The sequence below is a fragment of the Sphingobacterium sp. JB170 genome (genome assembly GCF_900163865.1).
In the GTDB taxonomy this organism is placed as follows: Bacteria; Bacteroidota; Bacteroidia; order Sphingobacteriales; family Sphingobacteriaceae; genus Sphingobacterium.
The window spans coordinates 1-14,208 of record NZ_FUKU01000045.1 but is presented as its reverse complement, the minus strand read 5'-3'; the positions used below and the strand labels follow the sequence as shown (position 1 = coordinate 14,208).

11 protein-coding genes are annotated in these 14,208 nt (G+C 42.4%); 10 read left to right on the top strand and 1 reads right to left on the bottom strand.

Annotated elements, in window-relative coordinates:
- Positions 1–142: 142 nt before the first annotated feature.
- The 8 genes from FM107_RS13110 (at position 143) to FM107_RS13075 (ending at position 11,770) form a co-directional block, all read left to right on the top strand.
- A complete protein-coding gene (locus FM107_RS13110) occupies positions 143–3,193 on the top strand; it encodes a TonB-dependent receptor (protein WP_086948964.1) in 3,051 nt (1,016 codons plus the stop codon).
- A 2-nt stretch (positions 3,194–3,195) separates the two neighbouring features.
- Positions 3,196–4,668, top strand: coding sequence for a RagB/SusD family nutrient uptake outer membrane protein (locus FM107_RS13105; protein ID WP_086948963.1), 1,473 nt, complete (start codon positions 3,196–3,198; stop codon positions 4,666–4,668).
- A gap of 8 nt (positions 4,669–4,676) precedes the next feature.
- A complete protein-coding gene (locus tag FM107_RS13100) occupies positions 4,677–5,852 on the top strand; it encodes a sialidase family protein (RefSeq protein ID WP_218778980.1) in 1,176 nt (391 codons plus the stop codon).
- A 107-nt stretch (positions 5,853–5,959) separates the two neighbouring features.
- On the top strand, positions 5,960–7,231 hold the full coding sequence (locus tag FM107_RS13095) for a DUF3748 domain-containing protein (RefSeq protein ID WP_218778979.1): 1,272 nt from the start codon (positions 5,960–5,962) through the stop codon (positions 7,229–7,231).
- Between the two features lie 307 nt (positions 7,232–7,538).
- Positions 7,539–8,099, top strand: coding sequence for a Crp/Fnr family transcriptional regulator (locus tag FM107_RS13090; protein WP_086948961.1), 561 nt, complete (start codon positions 7,539–7,541; stop codon positions 8,097–8,099).
- Between the two features lie 126 nt (positions 8,100–8,225).
- The gene (locus FM107_RS13085; protein WP_256959529.1) at positions 8,226–9,620 is read left to right on the top strand and encodes a TolC family protein; all 1,395 of its coding nucleotides are present in this window, start codon (positions 8,226–8,228) and stop codon (positions 9,618–9,620) included.
- A 2-nt stretch (positions 9,621–9,622) separates the two neighbouring features.
- Positions 9,623–10,579, top strand: a complete 957-nt coding sequence (locus FM107_RS13080) for an HlyD family secretion protein (protein ID WP_086948959.1) — start codon at positions 9,623–9,625, stop codon at positions 10,577–10,579.
- A gap of 15 nt (positions 10,580–10,594) precedes the next feature.
- Entirely contained in the window at positions 10,595–11,770 is a 1,176-nt protein-coding gene (locus FM107_RS13075) for an ABC transporter permease (RefSeq protein WP_086948958.1), read from the top strand.
- A gap of 321 nt (positions 11,771–12,091) precedes the next feature.
- On the opposite strand, the gene FM107_RS19375 is transcribed toward FM107_RS13075, so the two are convergent.
- Entirely contained in the window at positions 12,092–12,370 is a 279-nt protein-coding gene (locus tag FM107_RS19375; protein ID WP_143559486.1) for a hypothetical protein, read from the bottom strand.
- A gap of 273 nt (positions 12,371–12,643) precedes the next feature.
- On the opposite strand from FM107_RS19375, the gene FM107_RS13065 reads away from it, so the two are divergent.
- Positions 12,644–13,183, top strand: coding sequence for a carboxymuconolactone decarboxylase family protein (locus tag FM107_RS13065; protein WP_086948975.1), 540 nt, complete (start codon positions 12,644–12,646; stop codon positions 13,181–13,183).
- 301 nt (positions 13,184–13,484) lie between these two features.
- Positions 13,485–14,018: a peptide-methionine (R)-S-oxide reductase MsrB gene (gene msrB / locus FM107_RS13060; RefSeq protein ID WP_086948956.1), complete on the top strand. Its 534-nt coding sequence runs from the start codon at positions 13,485–13,487 to the stop codon at positions 14,016–14,018.
- Positions 14,019–14,208: the final 190 nt, after the last annotated feature.

Genomic DNA, 14,208 nt, shown 5'->3' with positions numbered 1-14,208 from the left:
TTGATAAAATGTTGGACGAATTGGGAAATTGATATTAGATTTCGTAGTAAGATAATGTACAACTTTGAGGTAGTATGACTAACAAGTCAACAAGCTAACACGCTCGACAAGGAGCAAATTATAAACTAAAAAAATTATCATTATGATCCAATTTGTAATCAAATGCACGATGCTCTTGATTTCGATCACTTTGTCTTTTTCCGCAATAGCACAGACGCCAGTTACAGGGAAAATTCTGGACAATAAGAGCAAAGAACCACTGGGCGGGGCAACAGTGAGTATTGAAGGGACTACCTTGAGCACAACAACGGATGCTCAAGGTATCTACTCCATCACAGCTCCATCGGCGAATACAAACATTCAGGTTAGTTTTGTCGGATACTTAACAAAAGTCGTTGCTTTAGGCACAAATCGAACCCTGAATATAGAACTTGTTCCCGATGACACGCAGCTTGACGATGTGGTGGTGATCGGTTATGGAACGGCCAAACGCCGGGATATCACTGGAGCGGTCAGTAGCTTAAATGAAAAGGATTTTAATAAAGGAGTAAATACCTCGCCTGAGCAATTGCTGGCTGGTAAAGTGGCGGGAGTAACGGTCGTGCAGAGCAGCGGTGAGCCAGGGGGAGGTATTTCGGTCAATGTCAGAGGGGTAGGATCCATCAATGGCGGGAATTCTCCACTATATGTGGTTGATGGGTTTCCGATCGATAACTCGGTAACGGTGGGTGGAACTGGTGCGAATTTTACCGGAATGCGTGCCGCGAGAAATCCGTTGAACTCCATTAATCCAAGTGATATCGCATCAATAGAGGTGTTAAAAGATGCATCAGCAACGGCAATTTATGGCTCAAGGGGGGCTAACGGTGTGGTGCTGATTACAACTAAAAGAGGCAAGTCCGGTGACTTGAAAGTAGACTATGACGCCTATTATGGCATCCAGAATGTGCAAAGAGGTATTGATATCTTAAATACAGAGGAGTACCAGCAGGTTATCAATGGTATTATTGACGAAGGGGGTGGTACGGAAAACCAACGTGTTGGACAGATCCAAAATTCAACAAATTGGTTAGATCGGATGTACCGAAAGGATGCGCCAATACAAAACCATAACCTTTCCTTTTCAGGAGGAAATGAAAATACGAAATACCATACTTCATTGAATTATTACGATCAAGGAGGGTTATTGGTTAATTCAGATAACAAACGGTACAGTGCCCGCGTAAATTTAGAACACACAGGCTCTATTTTTAAATTGGGAGCCAATATGACCAGTTCTCTTATCAAGGACAACTATGTCGCCAATGGGATGGACCTGAATGAACGTGCGGGTATTATTTACGCGGCTATTGCTTATGATCCAACGTTGCCAATTTTTAATACCGACGGAGCGTATATGCTTTCTCCGGATATGAATATTGATAACCCACTGGCGATAGCCAATGGGAAGACTTCTCAATCCGATCTTTATCGAACACTGGGAACGGTCTACGGAGAGATAAATTTTTTGAATGACTTCACTGCAAAATTAAATATTGGGGCGGATATTTCTAACCAGAGGAGGGATACTTATGTAGATCGGCAGACCATTGAAGGAAGAGCTAACGGTGGAATTGCTAGTATTCTGCAGGGAACGGATAACAGCTATTTGGGCGAGCTGACGGTAGGTTATAAGAAAACCATAGATATTCACGATCTAAATGTCCTGCTTGGAGTTACTGGGCAGCAATTTAATGGTGTCACGTCTTCCTCGCAGGGGAGCGGATTCTCTTCTGATGCTACAAAAACAGATAATATAGGGCTAGGTGATCCAACCCGGTTTATCGCGGGTAGCTCACGGTCCAGAAATAGCTTATTGTCTTATCTGGGAAGGGTAAATTACAACTTGTTGGATAAATATCTCTTCACAGCATCCTTGAGGATTGACGGTTCATCTCGCTTTGGAGAGAACAACCGTTTCGGTGTTTTTCCTTCTTTTGCTTTTGGATGGAAGTTGGATCAGGAAGAGTTTATAGAGCAATTGGGAGTGTTCTCTACGTTAAAGCTCAGGACCAGTTGGGGGAGAACCGGAAATCAGGAGATTGGTAACTATCAGTCCATGCCGACATATGCTGCCGGGCAAAAGGCTGTCATCGGCGAAGTTCAGGTCAGCACAACCTCACCAAGCCGCCTTCCCAATCCAGATCTCAAATGGGAAACGTCCGAGCAACTGAATTTCGGATTAGACTTCGGGCTCATGCAAAATCGAATATCGGGTAGTGTCGACTGGTTCTATAAGGATACCAAAGATATGCTTTTGAATCTCGCGGTGCCTAGAACAACGGGGTTTTCAACGATGATGACAAATATTGGCGCCGTTAGAAATACTGGTGTGGAATTTATGCTGAATTCACAAAACACGAAGGGTGTCGTGCGGTGGGAAAGTATGCTAAACTTTGCTTGGCTAAAGAATAATGTGCAGGATTTGGGCACAAACAAGGTGATCTATTCAGGATCTGCGGGAGGAACCCCCGCCTCCATTATTCAGGTAGGAATGCCGATGTATTCTTTTTTTGGCTATCAGATCGATGGTATTTGGCAACAAACAGATGATATATCGGCTACAGACGATCCGGTTGCCCCGGGGGATTTTAAATACAAGGATATTAACGGCGATCGAATCGTTAATGCGGATGATCGCACAGTGTTGGGGAATTCCTTTCCCAAATACACGGCTTCTCTAACCAATAATATTGATTATCATAATTTCAATCTGAACATCTTTATCGATGGTGTTTTTGGAGTCGATATGCTCAACAACAACCTCTTGGATACGTATTTTCCAGCGAACTTGAAAAGAAACCGATTGGCCGAACCATTGCTCAATAGATGGACTTCACAGAATCCCTCCACTGAGTACCCCTCATTTGTGAATCCTAACGGACAGGGAAAGAAAGAGGTCAATTCCTATACAGTCGAGGATGCTAGTTTTCTTCGCTTAGCCACCGTTAAGTTTGGTTACACATTCTCGCTGAAAAGTAATAAATACGTAAAGGGACTGAATGTTTTTGTAGTAGGACAGAATCTAGCAATGATTACCAACTATACTGGATATGATCCCTCGATAAATCCCAACAGTAGCGGAGCCCGTATCGACTGGAATGCCTATCCTACTGCTCGTACCTTTATGTTCGGTGTTAACTTAAGTCTATAATCATGAAGAATATTTTTAGATCAATCGTTCATGCTGCTTTGATATGTTCAACAGTATGCGTCGTTTCCTGTAAAGGTTTTTTAGAAGAGGATGTGTATTCACAATTATCACCAACGAACCACCTAAAGACCAAAGAAGGCTTGACATCCGTGTTATATGAGGCCTATGCAAAGAATGCCAATATGAATGGTAATAACTCCATTTATGTATTGGGACCACAAGAGTTTGCTACAGATATCCTTTACCAAAGTGGGGATAATGTAGAGGCCTCAATCAAAAATTACAGGGATTTCAATTGGGACCCCACTATGGATTTTTTGACCCAGAATTGGGATCCTTATTACCAATGTATTCGCGACGCCAATATCGTTTTGGAGAGCCTGGAAAGTTCGCAGCTGACAGCTGACGACAGGAAACTCTACGAGGGTGAGGCTAGATTCTTGCGCGCAACTTCCTACTATAAATTGTATTTTTTCTTTGGTCCCGTTCCCTTGCGAACATCGACCACGCAGCAACTGAGTCTAGCTAGGGCGACGGACGACGAGATGAAAGCTTTTATCGAAACAGAATTGATGAGCACCACGGAGCTATTGCCCGATCCAGGACAGGAACCTGACAAGTACAGGGCACATAAGGCTGCCGCTATGGGGTTTTTAATCAAATTTTATTTGAATACCAAGCAGTGGCAAAAAGTTGACGATTGGAGCAAAACATTCCTGGATACTTTTGATTATGCGCTTCATGGTGTGTACCCGGATCTTTTTAAAGTTAGTAATGAAAATAATAAAGAATATATTTGGGTTCGGCCTGCTGTTCCGTCGTCTGATCGGGCTACTGCAAACAGCTGGAGTAACGTTTCATTTCCGGATAACTTTAAATCAGCTCCGGAGATCGGTTTGTCTTTTAAAAGTACATGGTTAAATTGGCCCAATGAATTTAGGATCTACGATGAGTTTTATAACTCGTTTGAAAAGGGAGATAAAAGGAAGGAGTTGATGATTACAAAATACATCAACAACACCGACCAAGAGATTCAATTGCTAGGAACCGATAATGTGCGTTCACTGAAGTACTGGCCCGATGAAACTAATATTGGAGCAGCGCACGGGAATGACATTCCGGAAATTCGTTTGGCTGATATCTATCTTTCGCGTGCCGAAGCGTTAAACGAGCTTGGATACCCTAGTGATGAAACGCTGCGGTATATTAATCTTGTACGGAAACGCTCGGGGCTTGCTGATTTGAAGGTGAATGATATTGGAGGGCAAAATGGGATGAGGGATAAGATCTTGTTGGAACGAGGACATGAATTTTATAACGAAGGTCATCGGCGAATGGACATGATACGGGTTGGTAAATTTATAAGCGATGCGGTGCGACGCGGAAAAAATGCTACGCCGTCTCATGTTTTATTTCCTATTCCACAGGCCGTGATTGACTCCGATCCATTAATTGAACAGAATGCTAATTTTTAATTTTTTTTATGAAACTAAGAATGTTATTTTATTGTATGTGTGTTTGCTTTTGTTTACCTGTAGTATTGTTTGCCCAGGGCGTTCCAGGAAATGTGGTGGTCCATGAACCGGCAACGAGCAGAAAATATATCGGATCACCTAGTCTGGCAATACTGCCCAATGGGGACTATGTGGCCTCGCACGATTTTTTTGGACCGGAGAGTTCTGAGTGGCAGCAAGCCGTGACTCGGATTTTTATATCGAAAGATAAGGGGAAGAAATGGAAACAGGTGAACACAATTCACGGCGCATTTTGGAGCTCTCTGTTTGTGCATCAAGGCGAGCTCTATTTACTGGGACCAGATAGGCACCATGGGACGGTGATGATTCGAAAATCGACAAATGGAGGAAAAACATGGACGCAACCCACCAATAAGGAAAACGGTGTTCTCCTCACGGGGGAGTTTCATGGCGCTCCTATGCCTGTCGTGGAATATAACGGAAGATTATGGCGTCCTATGGAAACGGCCCATGGACCGGTTTTGCAGTGGGGAAAAAGGTATGGTGCAATGGTGATGAGTGCCGATATTAATGCCGATTTGTTGAAATCTAAATCGTGGCAAGTGTCTAAATCTTTACCATACGATTCGACATATTTGAATGGTAATTTCGGTGGATGGCTCGAAGGTAATTTTGTAGTCGACCGGGAGAAGCGGATGTGGGATGTCTTACGTGTTGATGATAAATCATCGTTAGACGAGAAGGTTGCGTTTGTCGAAATATCCCCCGATGGGAAAGATATGAAATTTGATCAACGCTCTGGATTCGTGGATTTCTCTGGCGGCAGCAAAAAGTTTGTTATCAAGTATGATGAGACATCGGATTACTATTATTCGTTGGTTAATTCAATTCCAGAAAAATATAGGAAAGAGCATCCGAAACGAAATCCAGCTTCTTTTCGCAATGTGTTGACACTTCGAAGATCGAAAGATATGAAGCAATGGGAAGATGTGAAGGTGATATTGGAACATGAGGATGTTATCAATCACGGCTTTCAGTATGTAGATTGGTTATTTGAAGGGGGAGATATCCTGGTGCTTTCTCGGACTGCTTATTTTGATGGAAAAGCCAATGCGCATAACAACCATGATGCGAACTTTCTGACATTTCACCGGATTGCGGACTTTCGCTCGCTGTCAAAATAATGATCGTTGATATGTTGCTAGGTAGAACGTTTCCTAAAATATACCTATTGATGGGGTGTTCTATCATATTTTATTTTTCAAGTTGTATGCATAAAAAACAAAATTCAATGAAACAGAATACTGTGACTACGCTGAGTCACTCTTCGCAGGGCCATACCCTGCACCATAACCGTGTGTTTTCCAAAGATGGGCAGTGGTTGGTTTTTGATGGGCGGAATGACGATACCAAAATTGGGGAAACATCTGTGATCGGAACGATCAACGTAAAAACGGGTGAGGAGCGGACGTTATACAGAACCAATAATTCTACGGTATATGGCCCTGGAGTGGGAGCAGCTTCGTTTAACCCCTTAACGGACCGGGTGGTATTTATCCATGGGCTGCTTAGTGCAAACGAATCTGCTCCGTATGCGATGACTAGGCGAACAGGAGTAGCCGTAGATCCGAATAAACCGCGAGAGCCAATCTTTCTGGACGCAAGGGATGTTACCGCGCCGTATACGCCGGGTTCTTTACGAGGGGGCACACACGGACATTGTTGGAGTGCGGACGGACATATGCTCAGCTATACGTATAATGATGAAATAGTGGAGCCAGACCTCAGAACGGTGGGGGTTTTGATTCCAAGTGATTCTACGGTCCGTGTCGACACAGGAAAGGACAACAATGAAGGGTGCATGTATGCCGCTGTGGTTGCCGCTGTGGTTGCCGACCCTGTACCGGGATCTGATGAAATTAACAAAGCTTTTGACGAATGCTGGATCGGAGAAAACGGATATATTAATGATCAAGGGGAGCATATCCCGCATGCCATCGCTTTTCAGGGAAATACCCTAGATGATAAGGGCAGCGTGGTTACGGAAATATTTATTGTTAATGTAGATGCTACTAAAATAAGGCAGGACGGTCGAGCAGTGGGCGAAGTGGGCGAGCGTCCGCACGTTCCTGTGGGCATAGAGCAGCGCAGGTTAACCAGGAGCAAAGGCTTATCGGATCTACGGTACTGGCTACGCAGTAGTCGGGACGGAAGGTATATTTACGCGCTAGCAAAAGATGATGAAAATCGTAACCAAATAGTACAATGTGAGGTGTTGACGGGGGAGTTGACATTTATAACGGCAAATCCCTTTTCTATTGCTTCTTCGTTTAATTTGAGCGCGGATGGTACATCGATAGCTTTTGTTGCCGATAATAATGTATTTGTTTTTGATCTGATGGTTAAGGAAACTTTACAGGTTACGGACAATCATATCGGGGACACGAAAATTGTAGGGACACCATCGTTTTCTCCAGACGGCACATACTTGGTTTTTAATCAATTTGTAGCGCAAGAAGATGGTAGTCAAGTTGTACAGATCCTGAAGGCGGGTCTTCAATAATAGATAAGTGGAAGTATTTTAGACTTCGTGATGCCGTTTTATTTTTCGGTTGTTAGCTTGCTACGCTTCAAGGGAGGAATCTTCATCAGTATTGATGAGCAATGTGAAATAAAAGATAATACAATAGGGTTTATTATATTGATAATCAATTTTATATAGTTTATTTTAAAAGTATGCGTTATAGAAATACAGCGTTCGGCGGAAAGTCGCGCTTCATTACAATTCCTTGTTTTTTTATGTCTTTGCTGGGCAAAGAGAATACAGCGTAATATACTGCAAAGCGATTAAAACCTATTATCTTTAGGGTATGGATTTGATAAGCTACTTCAGAGACACACTCGGCTGGCCCGATGAATTAATAGAAGCAATTGACGTTGTTTCCAACAAGAAGGTGTTTTCAAAGAAGCAGGTGGTTTTACCAACTGATAACTACTCCCGGAATGTGTTTTTCATTGAGCATGGTATGGTGCGCATGTTTTATAACAAATCGGGTAAAGACATTACACATTATTTTTTTAACGAGGGGGCTTTCGCAGCCGGATCCGAAAGTACCTTTTATCATAGGAGGTCCATCTATGGAATCGAAGCGGTGGAAGATGCGATCATTACGATCGTCCCATTTTCGTTGATCGAAGATTTGGCCAAACACTCTATTCTAGTCAACCAATTGATTCAATCTATCCTTTTGCAGTCGTTAGTAGGTTTTTCTACTAGACTGCACAGCTTACAGTTCGAAACAGCGCAGGAACGGTATCAAAATTTGATCAACCAGCACCCAGATATTCTCCGGCGAGCACCATTAGGAGATATAGCCACTTACCTTGGGATATCGCAGCAAACCTTAAGTGTCATTCGGGCGCAACGCTAAGCTGTACGGAAGTTTAACCCTAACTAGTAGTATTTTATTTTTACGTTTGAAAAATTATTTTTTAAGATATCTTAAAAAATGCAAACTTTAATAGCCCGATATTTGTTTCTCGATAAATGAACTAATATGATGAGAAATAGATTTGTCTGGGGTCTGTTAGCCTTAAATATGCTTTTCTTCGTTAGCCAGACTATAGCACAGACGGTAATAGACCCCTTGGTGAAAGACGTTATTCATACGACGTTTCAGACCAATAAAGACATCATACTCAAAACTTACGATGTTGATAAAACGAACTTGGAAGCCGATGGCGTAAAAACCAACAAATTACCGCATGTTTCTGCAACGGGATTATACGGCTATATCCACAGCAACGGTAGTTTGGACTTGCCCACAGTTGATCTACCATTACTTGGCCAGTCGCTATTTTCTGGCGTGACGGATTTTCGAATGAACACGCAAGCCGCGTACGTGGGGGTTTCTGTCCGCCAGGTTATTTTCTCAGGCCTACAGATACCTAATGGGCAGCGAGCGCTAAAACAGAAGGCACTTGCGCAGCAGTACCTTGTTGATGCCGGCAAGGAGGAGATAGCGAAGGATCTGGCAGCAACATTTGATCAAATTATGCTGCTGGAGCAAGTAGATAAGCTTATTCAGGATTCGGAGAAGCGTCTACAAAAGGAACAGCTCAAAGTTAATAAGGGAATCGATAATGGTTTAGCGATACCCTACGACCGAGATAAACTAAAACTCGCACTGCTCGAACTCGAGCAGAAGAAAATGGAATTGGCAGGAAATAGGGATCTGCTGGTAAAAAAGATCCAACAGCTCTCGGGACTAACATCGACACAGGTCGAGCAGATACGTTACGAGCTTTCACCAGTGTTTCTTTCTTTGGATTCTACCCAAGTGCAAGACCGTCTGGAGCTCAAAGCATTGGAAGCCTCGGGTAAAGCATATGATTATTTGTTGAAAAAAGAACGTGGAGGAGTGCTGCCGACAGTTTTTGCTTTTGGATCAGCGAACTACTTAAATATGCACAACACCAGCTTAACCGTAAAAGACCAACCGGTGATAGGAGACCTGGATCTTTCAAGTAATTACCTGAAAGGGCGGCCCAATCTCATGATTGGTGTTGGCTTGAAATGGGATATCTATAGTGGAGGAGCACATAAAAATAAGCTGCGTCAAGCGGAACTTGATCAGTCTATTAATGCGACCAAACGCGCCGATGCCGAGCAGAAGCTAGCACTGCTTCTAGCAAAAAATAAGGTTAGTTATCAAACGGCAAACCAGAAATTGAACGTTAGCGAGCAACAGATTGTCGTCGCCTCGAACAATTTGAAAATGGCTTCGCGCCAGCTTGAGGCTGGACTTATTGATGTAACCGAACTACTTGCTTCCGAGAATGAATGGTACAAGGTTAGCTTAAGCTACTTTAGCAATATTATGGAGCAGCGATCCGCCGTTTTGGAGTTGTTACACGCTTCAGGAAATTTATTATCAGTTATTAATGAATAAAAATGAAAAACATCTATTATATACCAATTGCTCTTTTGTTTTTTGCTTGTGCTAACCAAGCAGAGCAGAAACCTATCCAAGGAAAAATAGAGCGCGAACAGATCACTATTGTAACTAAGGTTTCAGGTAAGATTGCAGAGCTATTAGTAAAAGAGGGCGAGGACGTCCAGGCAGGCGATACGCTTGCTGTTTTAGATATTCCAGAGGTCGATGCGAAGGCCGAGCAGGCCGAAGGCGCATTGCAGTCTGCCCATGCACAATATGATATGGCGCGAAAAGGAGCGACAAGTGGGCAGCTCAAGCAGCTGCAGGCGAAAGTCGATGGACTAAAAGAGCAGTATGAGTTTGCGCAGAAATCAATAGACAGACTCGAAAACCTGCTTACAGACAGCTTGATCTCGCAACAGCGTTTTGATGAAACATACGCGAAATATCAGGGTGCAAAGAATCAGTATCTAGCCGCGCAAGCGGAAATGGCAGAAGCGAGTAGTGGCGCTCGGCTCGAGCAGCAAATTATGGCTCTAGGGCAGAAAGAGCGTGCCAAGGGGGCTGTTGCTGAAGTGCGCGTCGCTGCTAAGGAAAAATATGTATTGGCTCCGCAGGATATGACTGTGGAGAGTATAAACTTAAAAATAGGAGAGCTCGCAGTGGCTGGCTATCCTATTTTCAATGGAGCACTTAACAATAGTACCTACTTCCGATTCACGCTGCCCGAAGATCGCGTAGGAGCGCTAAAGAAAGGAGATACAGTAAGCGTTTCATTACCATACCTGCAAGGAAGGGCGCTTAAAGGTAGGATTGTTGCTATTCGCGCGCTTAATGCATACGCTAATATCGCCACAGCCTATCCGGATTATGAGACACAGCAATCACTTTTCGAGGTTAAAGTTGTCCCTAAGGATATTCGGGAAGCGAATGACCTATTAACAAAAGCATTAGTAGTTCTTGATTTACACTAGATAAGGAATATAGAGGTGAAAATATTTTATGAGTTGATTTGTCGGGAGTTCAGACTGTTTTATAACAATAAAGTGTTGCTGGTACTCTTTCTAGGTGCACCATTTTTGTATGGATTTTTGATAGGACATGTTTATCAACAAGGAAAAGTTACCCAGATGCCAGTAATCGTAGTAGACGAGGATGGGAAGGAGTTGAGCAGCACGTTCATCGATATGCTTGGTGATAACGAAAGTATCAAAGTAGCAAATGTTCTCCCATCTCTTTTTGACGCGAAGAATATTGCTATTGAACAAGGGGCTACAACGATTGTCCATATACCGAAGGGCTTTTCTTCGGGGGTGCAGCAGGGACGGCTTCCCGAAGTCACCATATTTGTGGATGGAGCCAATACGCTAACCTCCAATACAGCGCTAATGGCGGTCAATGTCTGCGCGATGACAATGAAGGCAGGGATAGAGGTTCAGACGCTGATGAAAAAAGGCATACCTGCATCCATTGCGGCGCAGCAGTATGAACCATTTAAGACCACGATCGTTAAACAAAATATCCGCAGTGGTAACTACCTTTATTTTATGTTACCTGGCGTTTTAATTACGGTATTGCAACAGGTGTTGCTGCTCGGTCTTGCGCTTTCTTTTTCGCAAGAGTTTGAGAATGGCACGTTCAAAGAACTTAGTAAAAAGGTGTCGAACCCCGTGTTACTGATCTTGGTGAAGGTGATACCGTATATATTAATGTCGGTGGGTATCATTGCTATGTACTGGTGCTTCGGGCTATATTATAAGATGCCCCTGCAGGCAGACTTTTGGTGGTTTACTCTTTGTCTGTTTGTGTTTGTATTAGCAGTGAGTTTTATTGGTGTGCTGGTGAGTGCAGTTCTGCCGTCACAGTTGAAATCCACCGAAGTGCTTATGGTTATAGCTACACCTGCATTTATTATCAGTGGTTTCACCTGGCCGTCGAGTTTGATGCCTTCCTGGGTACAGTGGATTGCCGACGTAGTACCTTCAACGCACTTTTTACGTATCTTTCGATTGATGTTCATTCAGCAAGCAGACACCTACCACATCTGTAGTCCACTTTTTGCGATGGTTATTATCGCAGTCGTTTGTTTTATCGTGGCTAGTATTGTAATCGGTCTAAAGATCAAAAAGTTGAGACATTCCGAGAGCGAAAGCCCCGCGGAGTAGTAGCTCAATAGGGGTCAGCAAAACAATCTTTGATACTTCAAATATAACTGAATTAATACAAAGAATTAATTTACTTAACGAGAATCACAAACCAATTTGGGGGGAAATGAATGTATTTCAAGTGCTCAAACATAATATATATTGGAATGGATAGATTCTTGGAAAATTCTAAAAACTTCTTCATTAAAGGAGCAAAAGCTCCGTTCTTGCCATAAAGTGATTCTCCACTGCGTAACTGTGCCAGCGCTTTGTTCTTCATGGATTCAAAATCAAAATCGTTCTCTCTTAATACTCATAATTACTATGGCAAAAATAATACTTTTATTTATTATCCTTGACACCGTTTATTTTACTGTCTCTCGACCCTCTGAAAATCATCCTCAGATGCTGATCATGCGTTAAATACGCTTCAATCCAACTGTAAGTTGTTTTAATTCTATTGTTGTAGTTCACGAGCGAGACTACGTGAATAAATAACCAACTCACAAACCTATAAATCCCCGCAAATGCAGTTTGTGCTTCAAAAGATCGGGAAATATCAGATACCCAAATTTTTGATAGTTCCGAAGGTGTGAAATTACAGTCTGATACATTTTTCATTAATTTATTGCGTCTTTGTTTTATCGGGCGGACTTGATGTCCATTGTTTGTGTGGCGGAAATTTGTTACCCTTTGTTTTAAACAAGCACCCAACAACGGTCAGATAGGTTGCACTCTCAATTTCTGTTAAAACTTGGTGCTTGTTGCTAAGAAAGTAGCTTTTCGGGAAGTATGAACTACTTAATGGGAAGTACAGATACCCCGGAAGGCGATCCGCCAGCTTACCTTTGTATTATTCAAAATGAATAAATGTCTAACATAAAATTTAATAAAATGGAAAATACATTCAAAGTCCTAACAAGAGAAGAGGTTTCAGAAACAAATCAACATGTATTCGATCGCCTGAAAAAAACATTCGGAGCTGTTCCGAATCTTTATTCCACATTGGCTTATTCTGAAAACGCACTCGAAGCGTATATTAATCTTGAGGATAGCAAGAGTTCGTTAACCAAGAAAGAGGCGGAAGCCGTAACGTTGGTAGTGAGCGAAGTGAACGGGTGTTTATATTGTCTAAGTGCACATACTATGGTTGCCAAAATGAACGGTTTCACCGAAGAACAGACGCTTGAAATCAGAGGCGGGAGTGCAGGGTTCGATAAAAAACTAGACACATTGGTAAAACTTGCCAAACAACTCTCGGAAAAAAGAAATCCAGGTGAGGGAACATTGATGGAAGCCTTTTTTGACGCGGGCTATTCGAAAGAGAATCTCATAGATGTAATTGTCCTCATTGGCGACAGGACAATTAGTAACATATTGCATGCAGTCACCAAGGTGCCGATAGAATTTCCATTGGCCAAAAGTATTGATTAATCAATTTACGGCCGGTAAGTACAACGCTTTTCTTCGTTTTCAATTAGTGAATCAGTTTTAGGGATCGAGCAGGGCATATAACAAAGAAACGACTGCACTACGGTAGGGAATCTTTACAGCCCATGCCCCAAGGTAAATAAATCGCCTGGTAAATGATGTTGACAGATAGCAGCAGCCGGCGATATCTCATGATAATGGTGGTTAAAAATAACCTGTGAATTTTTTAGAGAAATTTAGAAAAGTGTTTAAGGATAAATTAAAGCATGAATAAGCAATCAGAACAAAACTTAAAGAAACTATAATGAAACATTTAGTAAAGTACTTGGGGGTATTCATTCTGGCAATCGCCAGTTGCAATAGTAACGCACAAAATAATAATTTAATCATGAATAAGGACAAAACAGACAACCCGTATTACTCACGTACAGACACAACAATTCTCCATGTCGACAATGCCGAATGGAAGAAAATATTGCCGCATGATCTCTATGCCGTGGCCAGGGAACAGGGCACTGAGCGGGCCTTCACCGGTAAATATTGGGATAGCGAAACTAGAGGTACTTATTATTGTGCGGTATGCGGAAACAAATTATTTCGTTCCGATGCCAAATTTGCCAGTAGTTGTGGATGGCCGAGTTTTTTTGAACCGGTTCGTAAGGGAGGCGTTATATATAAGGATGACGATTCTCATGGAATGCACCGCACAGAGGTAGAATGTGCGCGATGTAACTCACATTTGGGACATATATTTGACGACGGACCAGCAGCAACCCATAAAAGATATTGCATGAACTCTATTTCATTGGATTTTGAGCCGGACACTCCCGCAAAGTAATCGCCCCAACGGAAATAAATTCTATATATTCTTAGTCTCAACCAAACATTATTTAACAAGAATTTTCAACATGAGGAAGTATTGATAACTTAAAGGGTAGTGCAGACAACCCCAAAGGTTATCCAGCAACTTACCTGTAAATCGTCAGCAAAAAGTGGACATGATAATTTAGAATCTTAAGGAGTGTTTT

Coding starts and splice junctions, on each gene's coding strand:
- FM107_RS13110 (WP_086948964.1), top strand. CDS start 143: ATGATCCAATTTGTAATCAAATGCACGATGCTCTTGATTTCGATCACT.
- FM107_RS13085 (WP_256959529.1), top strand. CDS start 8,226: ATGATGAGAAATAGATTTGTCTGGGGTCTGTTAGCCTTAAATATGCTT.
- FM107_RS13095 (WP_218778979.1), top strand. CDS start 5,960: ATGAAACAGAATACTGTGACTACGCTGAGTCACTCTTCGCAGGGCCAT.
- FM107_RS13105 (WP_086948963.1), top strand. CDS start 3,196: ATGAAGAATATTTTTAGATCAATCGTTCATGCTGCTTTGATATGTTCA.
- msrB (WP_086948956.1), top strand. CDS start 13,485: ATGAAACATTTAGTAAAGTACTTGGGGGTATTCATTCTGGCAATCGCC.
- FM107_RS13090 (WP_086948961.1), top strand. CDS start 7,539: ATGGATTTGATAAGCTACTTCAGAGACACACTCGGCTGGCCCGATGAA.
- FM107_RS13100 (WP_218778980.1), top strand. CDS start 4,677: ATGAAACTAAGAATGTTATTTTATTGTATGTGTGTTTGCTTTTGTTTA.
- FM107_RS19375 (WP_143559486.1), bottom strand. CDS start 12,370: ATGAAAAATGTATCAGACTGTAATTTCACACCTTCGGAACTATCAAAA.
- FM107_RS13065 (WP_086948975.1), top strand. CDS start 12,644: ATGGAAAATACATTCAAAGTCCTAACAAGAGAAGAGGTTTCAGAAACA.
- FM107_RS13080 (WP_086948959.1), top strand. CDS start 9,623: ATGAAAAACATCTATTATATACCAATTGCTCTTTTGTTTTTTGCTTGT.